This is a genomic window from Methylobacterium sp. J-078, assembly GCF_022829285.1.
Lineage (GTDB): Bacteria > Pseudomonadota > Alphaproteobacteria > Rhizobiales > Beijerinckiaceae > Methylobacterium.
Genome location: NZ_JAKSYI010000118.1, coordinates 19,222 through 39,443, shown reverse-complemented (window position 1 = coordinate 39,443; position 20,222 = coordinate 19,222). Strand labels below are relative to the sequence as shown.

Here is a 20,222-nt window from a genome sequence, read left to right as displayed (position 1 = left end):
GTATGGCGAAGCCCATCCCCGGGCCCTGCCCTGCGCGCCGCCTCCCCTGCCCCCACCGAAGGATCACGGACCTGAAGGCCGAGTTCTCGACCACGCGCCTGATCGTGATCCTGGCCTTTGCGGGTTTCGCCAGCACCTTCGCGGGCCGCTCCATCGAGCCGCTGGTCGGCGTGCTGGCCCGTGACCTGCGCAGCGATCCTCACACGGTGGCTCTGCTTTCCACCGCCTTCGCCCTGCCCTACGCGCTGATCCAGCCGATCCTCGGCCCCGTGGGCGACGCCCTGGGCAAGGAGCGGATCATCACGATCTGCCTCGCGATCCTGACCCTGGCGCTGGCGGCTTGCGCGCTCACCACCGACCTCGACACCCTGTTCGCCCTGCGGATGATCGCCGGGGGCAGCGCCGGGGGCGTCGTGCCCCTGGCGCTCGCGCTGATGGGCGATCGCATCGCGATCGAGCGCCGGCAGGTCGCTATCGGCCGCTTCCTCGTGGCGGTGATCCTCGGGCAGCTCTCGGGTTCGACCTTCGCGGGGTTGATCGAGGGGGTGATCGGCTGGGCCGGGGTCTTCGCCATCACGGCGGCGGTGGCGGCGCTCGGCTGCGGCGCGGCCCTCCTCGGGTTCGACCGCAGCGCGAGCGCACCGGCCCGGCGGCCGGAATTCCGCACGGCGGTGGCGCGCTACCGCACCATCGTGGCCAATCCCCGCGCCCGCATCCTGTTCGGGGCCGTATTCATCGAGGCGATCGCGGTGTTCGGGATCTTCCCCCACCTCGCCCCGCTGATCGAGGCGCGCGGCGAGGGCGGGGCCCGCGAGGCCGGCCTGGCGCTCGCCGGCTTCGCGGCCGGGGGATTGATCTACTCGTTCTCGGTGGGCCTGCTCCTGCGCTTCCTCGGCATGTCGCGGATGCTGATCGGCGGCGGCTTCATCTGTGCGGGCGCCCTCGTCACCATCGGGCTCGCCGGAACCTGGCAGCTCGACTGCGCCGCCCTGGTGGCCATGGGGCTCGGCTTCTACATGCTCCACAACACCTTCCAGGTGCAGGTGACCGAGGTGGCGCCGACCGCCCGCGCCTCGGCGGTGGCGCTGCACGCCTTCTCGTTCTTCTGCGGGCAGGCGCTCGGCGTCGCGATCCTCGGCGGCGCGCTCCAGGGCCTCGGCCAGCTCATCGCCTTGAGCCTCTGCGCGGTTGTCATCGCCGGCCTCGGAATCGTCACGGCGCGCCGCCTGGCGACGACCCCGTCGCGGTGACATCCGGGCCGTCCGGATGCGGGCGGGCGGTCCAAGGGCGGATGAGCAGGCGCGGTGAGGGTTGACGGGGGCGACAAGGGGTCGATCTCTCCCGGGACCGACGATCCCGCTCAAGCGAGGCGCAAGGCATGACCGAGGCGACGCGACGAACCCTCCTGGCCTCGAGCCTGGCGGCCACCGCCCTCGCGGGCTCCGGCGCACCGACGCGGGCGGCCGACGCGGTGCCGGCCGGGGCGCAGGCGCCCGGCTTCTACCGCTACCGGGTCGGCGACATCCGCGTCACGGCGGTGACGGACGGGGCCAACACCCTGCCGCTCCCCGAGCGCTTCGTGCTCAACGCCGACCGCGCTGCGGTCTCGGCGGCGCTCACGGCGGATTTTCGCGATGGGGCGAACCTCACCGTGCCCTTCACGCCCCTGGTGATCGAGACGGCCGGCCGGCGCGTCGTCATCGACACCGGCAACGGCGAGGCCGCCTTCCAGAAGAGCGGCGGCGCCGTGGGGCAGTTCCACGCCAACCTGAAGGCGGCGGGCTTCGACCGGGGCGCCATCGACGCCGTGGTGATCTCCCACTTTCACGGCGACCACGTGAACGGCCTGCTGAACCCCGAGGGCAAGCCCGCCTTCCCGAACGCCGAGATCCACGTGCCGGAGGCCGAATGGGCCTACTGGATGGATGACGGCGCCATGAGCCGGGCGCCGGCGGGCCGAATGCAGGACCAGTTCCGCAACGTCCGGCGGGTCTTCGACGGGCTCGACCGGAAGGTGACGCCCTACGCCTGGGAGCGGGAGGCCCTGCCCGGCCTCACGGCGCTCGGCACCCCCGGCCATACGCCCGGGCACACGTCGTTCCTGCTCGCCTCGGGGAGCGACAGCCTGTTCGTGCAGTCCGACGTCACCAACGTGCCGGTGCTGTTCGCGCGCCATCCGGGCTGGCACGTGATGTACGACCAGGATCCCGCCATGGCCGAGGCCACGCGGCGGCGGGTCTACGACCGGATCGCGGCCGACCGCACCCTGCTGCAGGGCTTCCACTATCCCTTCCCGGCCGCCGCCCACCTTGAAAAGACGCCGGACGGCTACCGCGAGATCCTGGTGCCGTGGGATCCGGTCCCGCGCTGAGCGGGACCGGTCCGGCGCCGGGGATACCCTGCGCTCAGGGCGCCATGTCGGGGACGGGCTTCAGGACGCCGCCCTGGCCGCTGGCGGCGCTGCCGGTCGCGGCCGGCACCTCCGCAGCGGCGACGGGCTGGGGCGGCGGCGTGAGCTGCAGGTGCTCGCTGGTGTAGACCAGCTCCTGGTAGGCCTTCTGCGCATCGTCGTTCAGCTTGGTGCCGTAGCTCGGCACGATCTGGCGGATCTTGGCCTGCCACTCGGGCGTGGCGACCTTCTGCGCGAAAACCTTCTCCAGCACGTTCAGCATGATCGGCGCGGCGGTCGAGGCGCCCGGCGAGGCGCCGAGCAGGGCCGCGATGCTGCCGTCCTTGGCGCTGACGATCTCCGTGCCGAGCTTGAGCACGCCGCCCTTCTCCGGATCGCGCTTGATGATCTGCACGCGCTGACCGGCCTGGACCAGGCGCCACTCGTCCTTCTTGGCGTTGGGGAAGTACTCGCGCAGGGCCTGGTAGCGGTCCTCGTCCGAGAGCATCACCTGGCCCGCGAGGTACTCGATCAGCGGATACTGATCGACGCCGACGCGCACCATCGGCCAGGCGTTGCTCAGCGTGGTCGAGGTCAGCAGGTCGAAGTACGAGCCCTCCTTCAGGAACTTGGTCGAGAAGGTCGCGAAGGGTCCGAACAGGATGACGCGCTTGCCGCCGAGGACGCGGGTATCGAGGTGGGGCACCGACATCGGGGGCGAGCCGACCGAGGCCTTGCCGTAGGCCTTGGCGAGGTGGCGGGTGGCCACGTCCGGGTTTTCGTTGACGAGGAACGAGCCGCCCACCGGGAAGCCGCCGTAATCCGCGCCCTCCGGGATGCCGGAGGCCTGGAGCAGGTGCAGGGCGCCGCCGCCCGCGCCGATGAACACGAACTTCGCGTCGACGGCCTGCCGGCTGCCGTCCTTGAGGTTCTTCGAGCTGATGCGCCAGGTGCCGTCCGTGTTGCGCTCGATGCCCTCGACCTCGGTGGAGAGCCTGAGGTCGAACTTCGGCTGGGCCTTCAGGGCGGCGACGTATTGCCGTGTGATCTCGCCCCATTCCACGTCGGTGCCGACCGGCGTCCAGGTGGCGGCGATCTTCTGCTTCGGATCGCGTCCCTCCATCATCAGCGGGACCCACTTCTTCAGGGTCTCAGGATCGGTGGAGTATTCCATTCCGGCGAAGAGGGGGCTCGCCTTCAGGGCCTCGTAGCGCTTCTGCAGGTAGGTGATGTTGTCGTCGCCCCAGACGAAGCTCATGTGCGGGGTCGAGTTAATGAAGGAGCGCGGGTTCTTGAGGACGCCCTTCTGAACCTGCCAGGCCAGGAACTGGCGGGTGATCTGGAAGGCCTCGTTGATCTTGACGGCCTGCTCGATGCGGACGGTGCCCTTCGAATCCTCGGGCGTGTAGTTGAGCTCGGCGAGCGCCGAGTGGCCGGTGCCGGCGTTGTTCCAGCCGTTCGAGCTCTCCAGGGCGACGCCGTCGAGGCGCTCGATCATCTCGAGCAACCAGTCGGGCTCGAGTTCCCGCAGCCAGACGCCGAGCGTGGCGCTCATGATGCCGCCGCCGATCAGCAGGACGTCGACCTTGCGCGCCTCGGGGGCGGCCAGCACGGAGGTGCCCGGCAGCGCCGAGACCGCCAGGCCCGCCAGGGCGCCGCCGATGATCTGCCGGCGGTTCATCGGCACTGCGTTATGCTGCATCGCAGCATTGCGAATATGAACTTTATCGTCAATGCTCATGATATTTTTCGCGCCGCATCAAGTTTTATTTGAATTTCTCATCGCTACAGCACGGACCGCCACGAGACAACCCGATGGGATCATGGCTGGCATGTCCGGGGAACCCAAACGCGGCGCGGTGATTGTTAATCCTTGGCTTCGTTCCACGCCGCACTGCGGCATCGTTTGCACCGCGCCGCACCCAATCGGATCGGATCGCGTTCGCGCATCGCCGGTCGAGAACGGACGCCGATCGGCGTTTCAGATCGCCGCCGCCGGGACCGCCCCGGCCGTGCGCCGGCGGGCTGCCCGGCCCAGGGCCAGCACCATCGCGCTGCCGGCCGCCGTCAGGGCGACGAGGGGCAGGAGGGCCAGCGGGAAGCTGCCGGTCTGATCCTTGATCACGCCGAGGAGCCAGGTCGCGCTGCCGGTGCCGAGATGGGACAGGGTGTTGATGCCAGCGATTCCGGCCCCCGCCGTTCCGGCCGAGAGCCACTCGGTGGCGAGCGCCCAGAACGGCCCCTTGATGGCGTAGTTGCCGACGAGCACGAGGGTAAGGAGGAGGAGGGTCACGGCCAGCGAACTCGTCAGGGTCGTGGCGAGCAGGCAGGTCGAGGTCAGGGCCAGCGGCAGGGCCGTGCTCCAGACCCGCTCGCCCGAGCGGTCCGCGCGCAGGCCCCAGACGATCATGAAGACCGAGGCGATGCCGAACGGAATCATGTTCAGGAAGCCCGTCTCGAGGTTCGAGAGACCGAAGGACTTCAGGATCTGCGGCATCCAGAGGGAGAGGGCGTTGCTCGTGGCCGAACTGCCCGAGTAGATCAGCGCCAGCGCCCAGACGTACTTGTTCGAGAGCACCTTCCACAGGGGCAGGTGATCGGCGACAGGGCTCGCGGCCCCGCGATCGGCCGCGATCCGGGCCGTGAGCCAGGCCCGTTCCGCGGGGCTCAGCCAGGCGGCCTCGCTCGGGCGGCTCGGCAGGAGGACGAGGGCCGCGAGCCCGAGGAGCACGGCGGGAATCGCCTCCATGATGAACAGCCACTGCCAGCCGCGCAGACCCGCGACCCCGTCCATCTGCAGGAGGGCCGCCGAGAGCGGCGAGCCGAGGAAGCTCGAGAGCGGGATCGCCACCATGAAGGTGGCCACGATCCGGGCCCGGTAGGCCTTCGGGAACCAGTAGGTCAGGTAGAGGATCACGCCGGGGAAGAAACCGGCCTCGGCGGCGCCGAGCAGGAAGCGGCCGAGATAGAACGTGTAGGGGCCGGTCACGAAGGCCATGGCGATGCCGACGAGGCCCCAGGTGACCATGATCCGGGCGATCCAGATCCGCGCGCCGAAGCGTTCCATGGCGAGATTGCTCGGCACCTCGAACAGCACGTAGGCGACGAAGAACAGGCCGCCGCCGATGCCGAACATGGCCTGGCTCAGGCCCACGTCCTTGTTCATGGTCAGGGCGGCGAAGCCGGCATTGACCCGGTCGATATAGGCGATGAAGTAGCAGAGGATCAGGAACGGCACGAGCCGCAGCCCGACCTTGCGCATGACGGCGGCCTCGGTGGCGGCCTCCTCTGTCGGGGCGTGGACGGGGGTCATGATCTGTTTCTCCCGATTGCGGTGATGGGGGCCGTCCGGACATGCAGAACCGTCAGCTGGAAGCGGGCGCCGGGGTCCTGCGGGCTTGTCTTCGCGGGCCGGCACGGGCACCGCACCGGGCAAGGGCCGTCCTGCTGGCGCTCGCCCTGCTCCTGCCGCTTCCCGGAGAGATCGCCGTGGCCCAAGATCAGACCCGAGATCCGTCCCCCGCGCTTCGCGCCGAGATGGCCCCCACGGGGACGCTGCGGGCCGCGATCAACTACGGGAATCCGGTACTCGCCCAGAAGGGCGCCGACGGCGAGCCGGCCGGCGTCTCGGCGGAACTCGCCCGCGAACTCGGCCGCCGCCTCGGCGTGCCGGTGGCGTTCGAGACCTTCGACACGGCCGGGGCGGTGGTGTCGGCGCTCGGCGGCGCGCGCACCTGGGACGTCGCCTTCCTGGCGATCGATCCGGAGCGCGCCCAGACCATCGCGTTCAGCCCGGCCTACGTCGTCATCGAGGGAGCCTACCTCGTGCGCGCGGATTCGCCCCTGACCGCCAACGCGGAGGTCGACCGGCCCGGCATCCGCATCGCGGTCGGGCGCAACACGGCCTACGACCTCTATCTCGGGCGCCACCTCAAGGCGGCCGAGCGCGTCTTCGCGCCGACCTCGGCGGCGGCCCTGACGCTGTTCCTCGACGAGAAACCGGACGTGCTGGCCTCCGTGCGCCAGCCCCTCGAAGCCTATGTCCGCGACCATCTGGGCCTGCGCATCCTGCCAGGGCGCTTCATGGCGATCGAGCAGGCCGTCGCCAGCCCGAAGGCGCGCACGGGCACGGCCGCGTATCTGCGCGCCTTCATCGAGGGCGCGAAGGCTTCGGGCTTCGTGGCCGGGGCGCTCGCGGCCAGCGGCCAGCACGACGCGGTGGTCGCGCCGCCCGCGCCCTGAGGCGGGGCCGGGCGGCGCAGACGCCGCCCTCACGTCGGCACCTTCGGCAGGCGGAACAGGGCCCGGGGGGCGTCCGCGAGGACGATGCGGCGCTCGCCCGGATCGGGCAGCCAGGCATCGAGCCGCGCGCGGGACTGCCCATAGGTCGCGACGCGCTCGAACTGGGTGTGGGGCCAGTCGCTGCCCCAGACCAGCCGCTCCAGGCCGAGATGATCCTTGAGGAACGGCAGCGCCGCGCGCGCGATGCCCTCGCCGGTCTCGCCGGCCCCGTTGCGGTAGCTCCCCGAAAGCTTGACCCAGACCCGGCCGCCGCGCCCCCGCCGCAGGAGGTGCCGGAAGCCGGGATCGTCGATGCCGAGCGCCGGGTCTGGCTTGCCGAAATGATCGGCGACCACCGTCACGCCGGCGCCCAGCAGCGGATCGAGCAGTGCCGGCCAGCGCCGGGCCTCGGCCTGGACCTCGACCTGCCAGTCGAGCGCGGCGATCCGGGCCAGCAGGTCCGGCCAGGGCGCCGACCCGAAATCCGGGTCGGGCTGGCCGATGAGGTTGAGGCGGATGCCGACGATGCCGGCGCCGTCGAGGGCCCGCAGGTCGTCGAGCGCGATGCCCGGCGCCACCACGGCGATGCCGCGCAGGCGCTGCGGGTCGCGGGCCAGGGCCTCCAGCAGGTAGCGGTTGTCGGTGCCGTAGAAGCTCGGCTGAACCAGCACGCCCTGGGCGATGCCGTTGGCGTCGAGCACCGCACGGTAATCCTCGGGCGTCGCGTCGTAATCCGGCGCGTAGCGCCGCGCGTCGGCCAGCGGCAGGTCGCGCCGGAAGACGTGGGCGTGGCAATCCACGGCCGCCGGTACCGCCTCGACCGTTCGAGTCTCTTGAACCGTTCGAGTCTCCTGGACCGTTCGGGTCTCCTGGACCGTTCGGGTCTCCTGTGCCCGGCCGGGCCGGGTCAGCGCGCTCAAGCCCGCCATGGCCAGGGCCCCTCTGGAAACGTCGCGTCGCGTCGGGTTCATGGCGTGCCTCCTCTCGCGTCAGTGGGCGGCCGGGTGGGCGAGAGACGGGTGGCGCCGGGACGGATGGGCGTCCGGCCGGCGGATCGGCGGCGCAGCGTTCGGACCGGCGGGGCCTCCCGCCTCCGACAGGTCGATCGCCCGGGTCTCGGGGAGCATCAGCACCGCGACGAGGACGAGGCCGTAGCCGACGGCCGCATCGATCCCGATGGCGGCGCCGAGGCCGACATGATCGCTCAGATGACCGACGAGGACGGGGAAGGCGGCCGAGACGACGCGGCCGGCATTGTAGCAGAAGCCGACCCCGGTCCCCCGCATCCCACTCGGATAGAGTTCGGAGAACAGCGCGCCGAGCGAGGCCGGGATGCCGGCGGCGCAGAAGCCGAGGGGAAAGCCGAGGAGCAGGGCCGCCGTGTCGCTGAGCGGCAGGAACACGTAGGCGAGGACCACGACCACGCAGGCGGCCGCGAACAGGCCCACCGTCCGGCGCCGGCCGATCCGGTCGAGGAGGGCGGCTGCGGCGAGACAGCCGCAGAAGAACGCCACGATGATCACCGCCAGCGCGCCGCCGGTGCCGAGGGTGGAGAGCCCCCGCTCGGTGCGCAGATAGGTCGGCAGCCAACTCGTGACCGCGTAGTAGCCGCCATGCGCGCCGGTGCCGAGGAGGAGCCCCACCAGGGTGACGCGCAGGTGCGCGGGCGCGAAGATCGCCGTCAGATTCGTGCGCACCGGGGCCCGCGCGGCCCGGGGCCGGCCCTGAGACACGGCCGGCTCGGTGACGTTCCGGCGCACCCAGACCACGAGGAGGGCCGGGGCGAGGCCGATGGCGAACACGGCCCGCCAGGCGATCTCGGGGGGCAGCAGGGCCGAGGCCAGGGTGAACAGCAGCACCGAGGCGCCCCAGCCCACCGCCCAGGCGCTCTGCACGCTGGCCAGCGCCCGGCCGCGATGCCGCGGCCGGATCGCCTCGCTCATCAGGGCGACACCGGCGGCCCATTCGCCGCCGAAGCCGAGCCCCTGCAGCGCCTTGAGGGCGAGGAGCTGGTGGTAGTCCTGGGCGAGCGCCGAGAGGCCGGTGGCGGTCGCGAACCACAGGATCATGACCTGGAGGGCGCGCACCCGCCCGATCCGGTCCGAGATCGCCCCGCCGACCCATCCGCCGAGGGCGGAGGCCACCAGGGTGACGCCGGTGATCAGCCCGGCCTCGGCGCGGCTGATCTGCCAGAGGCCGAGCAGGGTCGGGATCACCAGGGAGAAGAGCTGCACGTCCAGCGCGTCGAGGGCCCAGCCGCCGAAGCAGGCCCAGAACGTCTTGCGCTCCATCGGCGTGCTGGAGCCGTACCAGTCGAACATGGGGCGTGTCCTCGGGCGTGTTTCCTCAGGGGCTGATTTTTCGGGGCCCAATTCTTCGAGGGCCTTTCCGTCGGGCTCCGCTCTCGTCGGCGGGGTTCCGGGACGGCGTTTCAGGGAGCGGGTCGCGTCATCGGATCTCGACGCGGTAGCGGAAGCGGTCGGCGGCGCCGTGCGAGCGGCGCCACTCCACGGGATGCCGGTCGTAGCCCCGCGCGATGCGGTCGATGACCATCACGGGCGCGCCCGCCCTCAGGCCGAGGATGCGCGCCTGGGCCGGCGTGGCGCCGGAGGCCGTGAGGGTCTCGTCCGCCATGGCAACGACCTCACCGCAGAGCCGTTCGTAAAGGGGATAGAGCAGGTCACCGAAATCCACGACGGCAAGGTCGACGAGGGGCGCGAACCGCTCCGCGTCGAGCCAGATCTCCTCGACGAGGAGCGGGGTCTCGCCGTCGAGGCGCAGGCGGTCGAGGCGCAGGGCCGGAATGCCCTCGGGCAGGCCGAGGGCGCGGGCGGCCTCGACGGGGCACGGCGCGAGGGTCCGGCCGAGGATCCGCGCCCGGGGCACGGCCTGGCGCCCGGAATCGTCGGTCAGGCGGAAGAACCGGAACAGCGAGCGGTCGAGGGAGGGCCGCCGCACGAAGGTACCCCGCCCCTGCACACGGTCGAGGATGCCCTCGGCCACGAGGAGGTCGATCGCCTTGCGGACCGTGCCCACCGCGACGCCGGCATCCCGCGACAGCTCGGCCTCCGTGGGGATGGCTGCGCCCGCCCGCCATTGGCCATCGACGATCCGCGCGACGATGACGTCGCGCAGTTGCTGATACCGGGACAGGCGCGGATCGGCCTCGGCGAGCAGGGACATCGATTCCTCTATTCATCTATATGAATAAATGAGACAGGGGCGCGCTCTGATGTCAAGAGCGACGGAGCCAAAACCCGCCCGCGCGCTTTAACCCCACAGGCGTCCGTCTGCGGCGGCCATGCAAGCGAATGGAACGGTCATGCGAACGCGATCGAAACTCGGCCTCGCGGCCCTGGCGGCCGTGCTCCTCGGCGGCGCGGCCTTCGCGCCCTTCATCGTCTACCCGGAGCAGGCGACCCTGGACGCCGCGGCCGGCCAGGGCGCCAACCCGACCCTGCCGGCCCCCAACGCCACCCTGATGCCGACCGTGAACATCGCCCGCGTCGCCCGCTGGGAGAACGGCGCCAAGCCGCAGGCGGCCACCGGCCTGCAGGTCGCGGCCTACGCGCAGGATCTGGCGCATCCGCGCTGGATGTATCTCCTGCCCAACGGCGACGTTCTGGTGGCCGAAGCCAACAAGCCGCAGACCGACGATCCCTCCACCGGCATCGCCGACTGGGTGGCGGACAAGGTCAAGAGCATGGCCGGGGCGGGGGTGAAGAGCCCGGACCGCATCGTGCTCCTGCGCGACGCCAACGGCGACGGCGTCGCCGAGGAGCGCCACGATTTCCTCAAGGGGCTGCACTCGCCCTTCGGCATGGCCCTGGTGGGCGGCGACCTCTACGTCGCCAATGCCGACGCCCTGGTGAAGGTGCCCTACCGGGCGGGCCAGACCGAGATCACGGCAACACCCGAGAAGGTCGTCGACCTGCCCTCGGGCATCAACCACCACTGGACCAAGAACGTCATCGCGAGCCCCGACGGGCAGCGGCTCTACGTCACCGTCGGCTCCAACAGCAATGTCGGCGAGAACGGCCTCGACAAGGAGGCCGGCCGCGCGGCGATCTGGGAATACACCATCGCGACCCGGCAGATGCGCGAATACGCCACCGGCCTGCGCAACCCGAACGGCCTCGGCTTCGAGCCCGTCACGGGCAAGCTCTGGACGGCGGTCAACGAGCGCGACGAGATCGGCAGCGACCTCGTGCCGGATTACGTCACCTCCGTGCAGGAGGGCGGCTTCTACGGCTGGCCCTACAGCTACTGGGGCGGCCACGTGGACGAACGCGTGCAGCCGCAGAAGCCCGACCTCGTGGCCAAGGCCATCGCGCCGGACTACGCGGTGGGCACGCATACCGCCTCCCTCGGCATCGCGTTCTCGCAGGCGAGCAGCCTGCCGGAGGCTTGGAAGAGCGGCCTGTTCGTGGCCCAGCACGGGTCCTGGAACCGCCGGCCGAAGAGCGGCTACAAGGTGATCTACGTGCCCTTCTGGGACGGCAAGCCCGTGGGCAAGCCCCTCGACGTGCTGACGGGCTTCCTCGATGCGGACGAGAAGGCGCAGGGGCGTCCCGTCGGCGTCATCCTCGACCGGACCGGCGCGCTCCTGGTGTCGGACGACGTCGGCAAGACGATCTGGCGCGTGAGCGGAGCCAGCCGGACGCAGTGAGGGGCTGAGAAAGACCCCGCCCCGTCACTTCGGGGCGCGGGGGCCTCCCCCGACCCGGGGCGAGGGCGATGCGCCTCCGGGATATCCCGGTGCACCGGGGGTCCGCGAACGCATTCGGTCTGCCCCGGTCGACCCACGGCCGGTCCCTTCGGACACCAGCGAAGAGCGTCATGACCGAAACCGGGATCGGCCCCGCGCGGCGCGCCGTCGGCGGCGGCCGGTCGACCCGGGCGGCGCGTCCGTGCGATGAGGGCTGAGGCCCCGTTCATCGGAACACCATGCAGCTCTACCACCCCATCATCGTGCCCGCGCTCGCGGAGGCCTGGGTGCTCGACCGCCTCGCCGTGGAGCCGACGGGCGACCGGGACCGGCCGAGCCTGCGCTTCTTCCGGGACAGGGACGTGGCCGCGATGACCGCGCAGGCCATGCAGGATGCCTGGGACCGGCGCGCGGGCGCCGCCCGGCCATCGGGGGATGCCTGCCAGGGGGCGGTGCTGGCCTTCGACCGCACCACCCTTTCCTCGGCCACCCCGCTGATCTCCGTGCGGGCGGCGCGGGACGACCTGCGCGAGGACGAGCGCGAATTGCGCGCGCGCTCGGAGCTGCTCCGCTTCCGCGAGCGCGTCCGCACGATCCACCTCAACGACGAGGAGATCGACGCCTGGCTCGCGACCTACGCCCCCGGCCATCCCGACGACGACGGGACCGGCCGCTGGACCCGGGCCGTGCGCGACGCCCTCGAAGACCTCTACCGGGACCCGCGACGGATTCCCGCCGATCCCCTCAGGCCGGAGCCGGCCTAGGGTCAGAACCCAATCAGCTTGACCATACGAGGGCCCGCTTTCGACCCCTTGCCGACTCTCGGAACGTCCGCTTCGAGCCAGGTAAGGTAGAGATCGACGACCGGGTTGGGTAGATAGCAGTCAGTTGCGCATCCTCTACATAATGTTGATAGCACGATAAATACGACTGGTTCCTCCGCATGCGGATCGCTAAGGCGGACCTGAGAGCAGCAGATAATAGTCAATATAAAGAGTGCACTGAGGAGACCCAGCCACCCTGGCACGCTTAACGTGCCAGGGTAGGTCCTCGACCTTCGCGACCCGCAATGGAGATGGTGGATCGCCTGGGAGTTGCATAGTGGCTTGCGCCTGACATGATGATCCGATCATCGCCATCGAAATGCAAGAGCTAGGATGAATGACGACTCTAATTGCATGGGCAGCCTACGATCAGCGTCGTCCATCCTCATTTTATCTTGCGAGCGACAGCAGAATAACCTGGGGTTCAGGCGCGCGCAGATGGGACGCAGGGCGAAAAATATTCGCTTCAAATAAATTTCCGGATCTATTTGGCTATGCTGGGGACGTCGTATTTCCATGTCTCTGCTTGAGCCAGATTGTCGATGGGCTCGATCACGGTGTTCTAGTTCCGTCGGGCGCAAGCGCTACAGAACGAGCGCAAGCGATTTTTGATGCGATAACGCGGTCGTTCAGTCGGAGGCATCAAGCCGTCGACCATGACTTTACGATTTTTCATGCTAGCAGAGATGGAGATGGCAAGCACAGCCAATTTATGCTTTGGACAACCATTTACGAAACAAAACAGAAATGCTGGCATCATAAGGCCGTCGAGATGCCAAATTCCACCTCTATCGTAGCAATTGCAGGATCAGGAGGTAAAGTAGCTAAGAGAGAAGTGGATGCTTGGATAAAAAAGCTCAGCCCCGGGCTTAGTAGATCGATATTTTCGGGATTTTGCGACGCGATTGAACGTGATGACGATCCGCTTTCTGGTGGTGCGCCGCAGCTTGCGGGGCTCTACCTTTCAGGATCTGGTATGAGCTACGGAATACTCCATGAAGATCAGCCATTCTTACATGGATTACCTGTTGCGGTACATGTATCATCGCCTGAGCTGGAATGGAGAGATCGACTGTTTCAGCGGCTGGATGGACAGACCCTTAAACCTATTGCGGGTGCGCAACGGCATGCAAGGCCAACTGTTTTACGATCTTGACAAAACGTCGGCGAAAATCTCCAATTGCGCTGGGACTAGCTCAGCACGTAGAGCGCTTGGATCATAACCAAGAGGTCGGCGGTGCAAACCCGCCGTCCCGCTATCTTCCTCTAAGTAGTTGCATCCCGAGCGCTCATTCCGCTCTTGGCCATCTTCCGATGCAGCAGCGCCCCTGGTTAAATTTCCGACTAGGGTCGTACGCGGCCCGTCCGCTTCAGGGCGAAGGGTTAGGGTCCGCTCACCACCCTCAGCAACCCTTTCGTACGCTCAAGCTGATTAGGTTTTGACCCTAAGGGCGGCCGGTCTCCCAGCGCGCGTCCGGATCGAGGGGAAAGACCGGCCGGGCGAGCTTCTCGAACGGGAACAGGCCGTAGTCGGAACTCGTGACGCCCCGGCTCGCGCATTCCACCACCGCGCGGGCGATGGGCTCGAAGACCGGCCGGCAATACATCCGCGACTTCAGGATCAGCACCCGGGCCGCGGCCGGGTCGAGGCCGAGGCTCGTGAAGACGCCGAGGTCCCAGGGCTCGTGCGGCTGCTCGCTGACGAGGATGCGGGCCGCGCCCGTGTCGAGCACCGCCGCCCGGCCCATGCTGCAGCGTTGGCCCGTATAGGTCGGGCCGGTGATGACGTATTGCCCGTCGCCCAGCGCCGGCACCGTTCCGAACACCCGGAGGGGGTCTTGCGCGGGAAATCCCGGCAGGGGCACGCGGTTGCCGAGGTCGAGGACGACCCGGGCGCCCGCCCCCGCCGCATGCAGGGCCGCGACCGCTTGTGGGTCGCAGATCGGGCCGGCGAGGATGCCGTCCATCCCGGCGCCCAGGGCGGCGGCGAGTACGTCCATCACGTCGCAGGTGCCCCCCGACATGCAGTTGTCGCCGTGGTCGAGGAGGAGCACCGGGCCCGCTCCGGGGCCGGCCAGGGCGGCACGGGCCGCCGCGATGGACTCCGCCAGGGGCGCCTCGTCGTAGACGAAGTCCCGTCGGACGGCCCACAGGCGCGCCGCGAGGTCCTGCGCGGCCTGGTCGGCGGCCTCCTGGCTCTCGGCCGTGACGGTCACCGAGACGCCGGCCTCCGACAGGTCCGCTAAAGAGAAGCCACCGAAGATCGTGGCGGCGAGCACGCCGGACCGGCCTTCCGCCGCCCGGGCGGCCGCGACGGCCTCCCGCATCGGGCCGGGCACGCGGGTGTCCATGCGCAGGGTGTGGGCGAGCATCGGCGGGTGGACGAAGGCCCGGCACGGGCTCAGGCCCTCGTCGAGCATGCGCCCGACGATGCCGGCGACGAGGCTGCCCGTCTCGGCCATGTCCACGTGCGGGTAGGTCTTGAAGCCGGCCAGCGCGTCGCAGTTCGCCACCATGCGGGCGGTGATGTTGCCGTGCAGGTCGAGGGCGACGCCGAGCGGCACGCCGGGTGCCAGGGCGCGGATGCGGGCGAGGAGTTCGCCCTCGCCGTCGTCGTGGCTCTCCGTCACCATCGCCCCGTGCAGGTCGAGGAGGATGGCGTCGCAGCCCGGCCGGATCGCGTCGAGGATCGCCGCGCTCAGGGCCTGGAACCCTGCGTCCGCCACCGGGCCGCTCGGGTTGGCGTGCGCGGAGACCGGCACCGCGAGGCTGGCGCCCCGGCCTTCCGCGAAGCGGATGAAGGCGCCGAGCGCCGTGGTGCTGCCGCGCCCGGCCGCCAGCGCCTCCGCCCCCCAGAGCGGATCGAAGGCCGCGAGCGGCGTCGCCAGGGGCGAGAAGGTGTTGGTCTCGTGGTTCACCCGGGCGGTGACGATGCGCATGCGGTGCGAAGCCTTGCTGGGGGAAGCCTTGCTGGAAGATTCGGATCAGGCTGCGGGGGAATGCCGGGAATCGTAGTCGAGCACCGCGTCGAGGAGGACCTGCGCGCCGGCCGCGCACTCGGACGGGGCGGTGGATTCGGCCGGGTTGTGACTGAGGCCCCCTGCGCTCGGCACGAACACCATGGTGGTGGGCACCAGGGCGGCGACGTGGGCGGCGTCGTGGCCGGCGCCCGAGACCATGTCGCGGGTGGCGTGGCCGCCCTTCTCGGCCGCGCGCCGGACGGAGGCGATGCAGTCGGGATCGAAGGCCACGGGGGCGGTCCGGGCGATGACCTGGAGTTTTCCCGTGAGCGAGAGGCCGACCGTGACGCGGTCGAGGGCGTCGCGCAGGGCCGCCTCCATGGCGTCGAGCACCACGTCCTGCGGGTGGCGCAGGTCCACCGTGAGGAAGACGTGGCCCGGGATGACGTTGTTGGAGTTCGGCGTCACCGTGAGGTGGCCCACCGTGGCGACCGCGTCGGGGGCGTGCGCCTGGGCGGCGGCGTCCACCGCCTCCACCAGGCGCGCGGCGCCGAGGAGCGCGTTGCGCCGCATCGGCATTGGGGTCGAGCCCGTATGGGCGGACTGGCCCTCCAGGGTGACCTCGTACCAGCGCATGCCCTGCACGCCCTGGACCACGCCGATGGCGGCGCCTTCAGCCTCCAGGATCGGGCCCTGCTCGATGTGCAGCTCGAACATCGCGCCGAACGGCACCGAGCCCGCGGGCGTCGCGCCCCGGTAGCCGATGGCGTCGAGGGCGGCACCGAAGCTGGTGCCCGCGCTGTCCTGGCGGGCCTCGGCCCAGTCGCCGGCATAGATGCCCGCATAGACGCCGGAACCGAGCATGGCGGGGGCGAAGCGCGCGCCCTCCTCGTTGGTCCAGTTCACCAGCAGGAGGGGCGCCTCGGTGACGAAGCCGGCCCCGTCGAGGGTGCGCAGCACCTCGAGGCCCGCCAGCACGCCCAGCACCCCGTCGAACTTGCCCCCCGTGGGCTGGGTGTCGAGGTGGCTACCCAGCGCGATCGGCTTCAGGTCCGGGTTCCGGCCGGGGCGAAGCGCGAACATGTTGCCCACCGCATCCACCGTGAGGGTGCAGCCGAGCGCCTCGACCTGGGCCCTGAGCCAGTCGCGCACCCGGCGGTCCTCGTCGCTGAGCGTCAGGCGAGCGATGCCCCCGTCCGGGGTGGCGCCGATGGCGGCGGTCTCGGTCAGGGTGTCCCAGAGGCGCTCGGCGTTGATGGTGAGGTTCGACATGGGTGTCCTGCGTTTCCTTCGCTGCTCACGCGGCCTTGACGCCGAGGAAGCGGTCGCGCGCCGCCGCGTCGGCGACGAAGTCGGCATTGCCGGCCGCGTAGGCGACGCGGCCGAGTTCGAGGATGTAGTGGCGGTCGGCGAGGCTCGTGCAGACCGCGAGGTTCTGCTCCACAAGCAGGATCGGGACCCCGGCGTCGCGGATGGCCCGGATCTGCGCCACGATCTCCTCGACGATGACGGGGGCGAGGCCTTCCACCGGCTCGTCGAGCATGAGGAGCTTCGGCCCCGAGAGGAGCGCGCGGGCGATCGACAGCATCTGCTGCTCGCCGCCCGAGAGCTGGGCGCCCCCGTTGCGGCGGCGCTCTTCGAGACGCGGGAACATGGCGTAGATCGCCCGCATGCCCCAGGGCGAACCTTTCCGCACGGCGATGGCCAGGTTCTCCTCCACGCTGAGCAGGCTGAAGATGCCGCGATCCTCCGGCACGAGGGTGAGGCCGGCCCGGGCGATGCGATGGGCGGGCCAGCCGGCCACGTCGGTGCCGTGGAAGCGCACCCGGCCGCCGCGCGGGGGCAGGAGGCCGCTGACGGCCTTGAGGGTCGAGGTCTTGCCCGCGCCGTTGCGCCCGAGGAGACAGACGATCTCTCCCGCACGCACCTCCAGGCTGACGCCCTGGAGGATGTGGCTCTTGCCGTAGAAACCGTGGATCTCGTCCAGGGCGAGGGCGATCGGGCCGCTCACGAGACCAGATCCTTCGGCCCGGAAATGTCCCCGGTGATCATGTTGCCGAGATAGGCCCGGCGCACCTCCGGGTCGTCGCGCACGACGGCCGGCGGGCCCTCCACCAGCACGCGGCCGGCGCGCATCACCGTCACGGTGTCGGAGATGTTCATGACGATGCCCATGTTGTGCTCGATGAACAGGACGGTGTGGTCGCGGCCGAGGTCGCGGATCAGCGCCGTCATCGCGGCGATGTCGTCGATGCCCATGCCGGAGGTCGGCTCGTCGAGCAGGATGACCTTCGGGCTTGCTGCCATCGCCATCCCGACCTCGAGGCGCCGCTGCTGCCCGTGCGAGAGCTCGCCCGCGGCGCGCAAGCCCACGCGGGTGAGGTCGAGCCGTTCCAGCATCGCCTCGGCGACCGCGAGCGCCGGCCGGTTGGCCTCGGCCCGGCGCCAGGGGGCCAGCGCCTGCCAGGGCGTCCGACCTTGCGCGGCCAGCCGCAGGTTCTCGCGAACACTGAGCGTCGGGAAGAGGCTTGTGACCTGGAACGAGCGGGCGAGGCCGAGGCGCACGCGCTCGTGGTCCGATGTGCGGGTGATGTCCCGGCCGCCCAGGGCGATGCGCCCGGCCGAGGGCGCGATCCGGCCGGTGAGCGCGTGGAACAGCGTGGTCTTGCCGGCGCCGTTCGGGCCGATGATGGAGTGGACGCTGTGCTCAGCGATGCGCAGGGTCACGTCCTGCAGGGCGACGAAGCTGCCGTAGCGGACGCTCAGGGCGTCGGTGGAAAGGACGATGTCACTCATCGCGCGGTCTCCCGACGACCACCGGGGGCCACGGCACAGGCTTTCGATGGCACGCCGAGCGTGCGCATTCCCTCGCCCCGCTTGCGGGGAGAGGGACGCGACGACCCCGTCGTCGGCGCGTCGAGGCGGCAGCCGAGGGTGAGGGGGCGATGTCGGGTCAGGCTCTTTCGGAAGCGCCCCCTCACCTTCGCTCCGCTCGCCTCGCCCCCGACAAGGGGGGCGAGGCCCTCTCCCCGCAGGCGGGGAGAGGGGAATGCGCATATCCGTTCGACTGGGCTCCTCATCAGCGGTCACCCTCCCGCGCCGCTGCCGCCACCGGCCGGTCGGGGGCCGGATCGTCCGGCGGGGGCGCCCGCGTCACCAGGGCGACGGCGCGCTCGATCAGGCCCCAGAGGCCGCGCTGCAGGAACAGCGTGATGACGATGAGGAGGAGCCCGAGGAGGAGGAGCCAGCGCGGCCAGATCGCCGAGAGGGCGTCGGCGGCGAGCAAGTAGGCGCCCGCGCCGAGGAGCGAGGCGAACAGGTTCGCGGTTCCGCCGATGATCGTCATGATCAGCAGGGTCTCGCTGGTGTGGTAGTCGATGTTCGAGAGCGGTGCGACGCCGATCAGCATGGCGTGGAGCGCGCCCGCGAAGGCCGTGACCGCGCCGGAGATCGCGAAGGCCGCGACCTTGAAGGCGCGCACCGGATAGCCGATCGCCCCGGCCCGGGCCTCGTTGTCGCGGATGGCGAGCAGGGTGCGCCCGAAGGTCGAGAGCGCGACCCGCTGGAGGGCGGCGAAGAGCGCGAGGAAGAGCACGGCGACGAAGGCGTAGTACGTCCAGGGACCGCTCAGCACCGTGCCCCCGAGGCGCGGACGCGGAATGTCGAGGAGGCCGTTGTCGCCCCCCGTGAGTCCGCTGAAGGTGTAGGCCAGGAAGTAGAACATCTGCGAGAAGGCGAGCGTCAGCATCACGAAGTAGACGCCCTGGCGCCGGATCGAGACCCAGCCCACGGCGGCGGCCACCAGGGCGCCTCCGCCCAACGCCAGCAGCAGCACGACGGGGGCCGGCAGGCCGGCCCGGACGAGGCCGAGCCCGGCGACGTAGCTGCCCAGACCGAAGAAGATGCCCTGGCCGAAGGAGAGGAGGCCCGTGTAGCCCAGCAGCAGGTTGCAGGCGGCGACCGCGAGGCCGAAGATCAGGATCTCGCTGGCCAGCGTGCCCGAGCGCATGGTCACGGGCAGGATCAGCACGACGGCGACCGCGAGGCCGAACTGGACGAGGGGTCGATCGAGGAGGGGAATCACCGCGAAAACTCCCCCTCAGGCCCGGCCGAACAGGCCGCGCGGCATCGCCATGATGATGCCGGCCATGCCGAGATAGATGACGAGGCGTGCGCCCTCGGGCCAAAGCGTCGCCATCAGGCTCTGGGCGATGCCGACGAGGAGGCCGGCGGCGAGCGCCCCGGCGTAGCTGCCCATCCCGCCGATCACCACCACGACGAAGGCGATGCCCAGCGCTTCGACGCCCATGAAGGGCTCGACGCCCCGGATGGGGGCGGCGAGCGCCCCGGCCAGCCCCGCGAGCCCGGCGCCCAGCGCGAAGACGGCGGTGTTGATGGCATGCGTGTCGTAGCCCAGCAGCGCCATGTTCGCGGGGGATTCCGACCCGGCCCGAACGATGGCGCCGAGCCGCGTCCGGTCGAGGAGCCACCACAGGCCGGCCGCCAGGATCGCCGTGAAGCCGATCACGAAGAGCCGGTACTCCGGATAGACGAAATCACCGAGGATCATGACGCCGCCCAAGGCCTCCGGCGGGGCGACGTTCCCGCCGATGGGTCCCCAGACGATGATGACGGTTTCCTGCACCACCAGGGCGAGCCCCACCGTGACGAGGATGTGGAAGGTGTGGGGCAGCTTGTAGACCCGGCGCAGGAGCAGCCGCTCGGTCAGCCCCGCCACCCCCGCGACCACGAGGGCGGCGAGCGGCATCGCCACCCAGAAGCTCAGGCCCCGCTCGACGCCCTCATAGGTGAGATAGGCCCCCAGCAGGTAGAACGCCCCGTGGGCGAAGTTCACGAATTGCAGCAGCCCGAAGATGATGCTCAGGCCCACGGCCAGCAGGAAGTAGAGCATCCCGAGGCCGAGGCCGTTCAGGATCTGGAACAGGTAGGTCACGGGGTCTCCCGGCGGAGTGTGGCTCGACGCGGCCCTCCTCCCCCTTGTGGGGAGGAGTTGGAGGTGGGGGTGGCTGGGTGACCCTCAGGGCTCGGAGGCCAGCGGA

17 protein-coding genes and 1 tRNA gene are annotated in these 20,222 nt (G+C 70.2%); 7 read left to right on the top strand and 11 right to left on the bottom strand.

Annotated elements, in window-relative coordinates; translation table 11 throughout:
* Positions 1–2 precede the first annotated feature (2 nt).
* Together MKK58_RS19610 and MKK58_RS19605 are read left to right on the top strand one after the other, a co-directional pair.
* The gene (locus MKK58_RS19610) at positions 3–1,250 is read left to right on the top strand and encodes an MFS transporter (RefSeq protein ID WP_243914006.1); all 1,248 of its coding nucleotides are present in this window, start codon (positions 3–5) and stop codon (positions 1,248–1,250) included.
* 128 nt (positions 1,251–1,378) lie between these two features.
* Entirely contained in the window at positions 1,379–2,371 is a 993-nt protein-coding gene (locus MKK58_RS19605) for an MBL fold metallo-hydrolase (RefSeq protein WP_243914004.1), read from the top strand.
* 34 nt (positions 2,372–2,405) lie between these two features.
* Here MKK58_RS19605 and mqo read toward each other — a convergent pair whose 3' ends face one another.
* Complete coding sequence (gene mqo / locus MKK58_RS19600; RefSeq protein WP_243914003.1) at positions 2,406–4,130, bottom strand: malate dehydrogenase (quinone); 1,725 nt, start codon at positions 4,128–4,130, stop codon at positions 2,406–2,408.
* Positions 4,131–4,370: 240 nt separating this feature from the next.
* Complete coding sequence (locus tag MKK58_RS19595; RefSeq protein ID WP_243914001.1) at positions 4,371–5,702, bottom strand: MFS transporter; 1,332 nt, start codon at positions 5,700–5,702, stop codon at positions 4,371–4,373.
* 41 nt (positions 5,703–5,743) lie between these two features.
* On the opposite strand from MKK58_RS19595, the gene MKK58_RS19590 reads away from it, so the two are divergent.
* Entirely contained in the window at positions 5,744–6,631 is an 888-nt protein-coding gene (locus tag MKK58_RS19590; protein WP_243913994.1) for a transporter substrate-binding domain-containing protein, read from the top strand.
* A gap of 29 nt (positions 6,632–6,660) precedes the next feature.
* Here the strand turns inward: MKK58_RS19590 and MKK58_RS19585 are convergent, their stop codons facing one another.
* The 3 genes from MKK58_RS19585 to MKK58_RS19575 all read right to left on the bottom strand — a co-directional run bounded on the left by MKK58_RS19585 (position 6,661) and on the right by MKK58_RS19575 (position 9,853).
* Positions 6,661–7,641, bottom strand: coding sequence for an amidohydrolase family protein (locus MKK58_RS19585; protein WP_243913992.1), 981 nt, complete (start codon positions 7,639–7,641; stop codon positions 6,661–6,663).
* Between the two features lie 18 nt (positions 7,642–7,659).
* The gene (locus tag MKK58_RS19580; RefSeq protein WP_243913990.1) at positions 7,660–8,991 is read right to left on the bottom strand and encodes an MFS transporter; all 1,332 of its coding nucleotides are present in this window, start codon (positions 8,989–8,991) and stop codon (positions 7,660–7,662) included.
* A 127-nt stretch (positions 8,992–9,118) separates the two neighbouring features.
* Positions 9,119–9,853: a GntR family transcriptional regulator gene (locus MKK58_RS19575; protein WP_243913988.1), complete on the bottom strand. Its 735-nt coding sequence runs from the start codon at positions 9,851–9,853 to the stop codon at positions 9,119–9,121.
* Positions 9,854–9,992: 139 nt separating this feature from the next.
* On the opposite strand from MKK58_RS19575, the gene MKK58_RS19570 reads away from it, so the two are divergent.
* The 4 genes from MKK58_RS19570 (at position 9,993) to MKK58_RS19555 (ending at position 13,460) form a co-directional block, all read left to right on the top strand.
* Positions 9,993–11,339: a PQQ-dependent sugar dehydrogenase gene (locus MKK58_RS19570; RefSeq protein WP_243913986.1), complete on the top strand. Its 1,347-nt coding sequence runs from the start codon at positions 9,993–9,995 to the stop codon at positions 11,337–11,339.
* Positions 11,340–11,617: 278 nt separating this feature from the next.
* On the top strand, positions 11,618–12,142 hold the full coding sequence (locus tag MKK58_RS19565) for a hypothetical protein (protein WP_243913984.1): 525 nt from the start codon (positions 11,618–11,620) through the stop codon (positions 12,140–12,142).
* Between the two features lie 397 nt (positions 12,143–12,539).
* Complete coding sequence (locus MKK58_RS19560; protein ID WP_243913982.1) at positions 12,540–13,358, top strand: hypothetical protein; 819 nt, start codon at positions 12,540–12,542, stop codon at positions 13,356–13,358.
* A 28-nt stretch (positions 13,359–13,386) separates the two neighbouring features.
* Positions 13,387–13,460, top strand: a tRNA-Met gene (locus tag MKK58_RS19555).
* 187 nt (positions 13,461–13,647) lie between these two features.
* On the opposite strand, the gene MKK58_RS19550 is transcribed toward MKK58_RS19555, so the two are convergent.
* From MKK58_RS19550 to MKK58_RS19525, 6 genes are all read right to left on the bottom strand, one after another.
* On the bottom strand, positions 13,648–15,141 hold the full coding sequence (locus tag MKK58_RS19550) for a M81 family metallopeptidase (RefSeq protein ID WP_243913980.1): 1,494 nt from the start codon (positions 15,139–15,141) through the stop codon (positions 13,648–13,650).
* A gap of 45 nt (positions 15,142–15,186) precedes the next feature.
* On the bottom strand, positions 15,187–16,434 hold the full coding sequence (locus tag MKK58_RS19545; protein WP_243913978.1) for a Zn-dependent hydrolase: 1,248 nt from the start codon (positions 16,432–16,434) through the stop codon (positions 15,187–15,189).
* 25 nt (positions 16,435–16,459) lie between these two features.
* Positions 16,460–17,173: an ABC transporter ATP-binding protein gene (locus MKK58_RS19540; RefSeq protein WP_243913976.1), complete on the bottom strand. Its 714-nt coding sequence runs from the start codon at positions 17,171–17,173 to the stop codon at positions 16,460–16,462.
* A complete protein-coding gene (locus MKK58_RS19535) occupies positions 17,170–17,958 on the bottom strand; it encodes an ABC transporter ATP-binding protein (RefSeq protein ID WP_243913974.1) in 789 nt (262 codons plus the stop codon). Before MKK58_RS19535 ends, MKK58_RS19540 begins: the two co-directional genes overlap by 4 nt.
* A 283-nt stretch (positions 17,959–18,241) precedes the next feature.
* Positions 18,242–19,246, bottom strand: coding sequence for a branched-chain amino acid ABC transporter permease (locus MKK58_RS19530; protein WP_243913972.1), 1,005 nt, complete (start codon positions 19,244–19,246; stop codon positions 18,242–18,244).
* A gap of 15 nt (positions 19,247–19,261) precedes the next feature.
* Entirely contained in the window at positions 19,262–20,116 is an 855-nt protein-coding gene (locus tag MKK58_RS19525; protein WP_243913971.1) for a branched-chain amino acid ABC transporter permease, read from the bottom strand.
* Positions 20,117–20,222: the final 106 nt, after the last annotated feature.

Excerpts from the sequence above, each read along its gene's own strand:
- MKK58_RS19595 (WP_243914001.1), bottom strand. The coding sequence starts at position 5,702 with ATGACCCCCGTCCACGCCCCGACAGAGGAGGCCGCCACCGAGGCCGCC.
- MKK58_RS19560 (WP_243913982.1), top strand. The coding sequence starts at position 12,540 with ATGACGACTCTAATTGCATGGGCAGCCTACGATCAGCGTCGTCCATCC.
- MKK58_RS19570 (WP_243913986.1), top strand. The coding sequence starts at position 9,993 with ATGCGAACGCGATCGAAACTCGGCCTCGCGGCCCTGGCGGCCGTGCTC.
- MKK58_RS19590 (WP_243913994.1), top strand. The coding sequence starts at position 5,744 with ATGCAGAACCGTCAGCTGGAAGCGGGCGCCGGGGTCCTGCGGGCTTGT.
- mqo (WP_243914003.1), bottom strand. The coding sequence starts at position 4,130 with ATGAGCATTGACGATAAAGTTCATATTCGCAATGCTGCGATGCAGCAT.
- MKK58_RS19545 (WP_243913978.1), bottom strand. The coding sequence starts at position 16,434 with ATGTCGAACCTCACCATCAACGCCGAGCGCCTCTGGGACACCCTGACC.
- MKK58_RS19610 (WP_243914006.1), top strand. The coding sequence starts at position 3 with ATGGCGAAGCCCATCCCCGGGCCCTGCCCTGCGCGCCGCCTCCCCTGC.
- MKK58_RS19565 (WP_243913984.1), top strand. The coding sequence starts at position 11,618 with ATGCAGCTCTACCACCCCATCATCGTGCCCGCGCTCGCGGAGGCCTGG.
- MKK58_RS19580 (WP_243913990.1), bottom strand. The coding sequence starts at position 8,991 with ATGTTCGACTGGTACGGCTCCAGCACGCCGATGGAGCGCAAGACGTTC.
- MKK58_RS19550 (WP_243913980.1), bottom strand. The coding sequence starts at position 15,141 with ATGCGCATCGTCACCGCCCGGGTGAACCACGAGACCAACACCTTCTCG.
- MKK58_RS19535 (WP_243913974.1), bottom strand. The coding sequence starts at position 17,958 with ATGAGTGACATCGTCCTTTCCACCGACGCCCTGAGCGTCCGCTACGGC.
- MKK58_RS19605 (WP_243914004.1), top strand. The coding sequence starts at position 1,379 with ATGACCGAGGCGACGCGACGAACCCTCCTGGCCTCGAGCCTGGCGGCC.
- MKK58_RS19575 (WP_243913988.1), bottom strand. The coding sequence starts at position 9,853 with ATGTCCCTGCTCGCCGAGGCCGATCCGCGCCTGTCCCGGTATCAGCAA.
- MKK58_RS19585 (WP_243913992.1), bottom strand. The coding sequence starts at position 7,641 with ATGAACCCGACGCGACGCGACGTTTCCAGAGGGGCCCTGGCCATGGCG.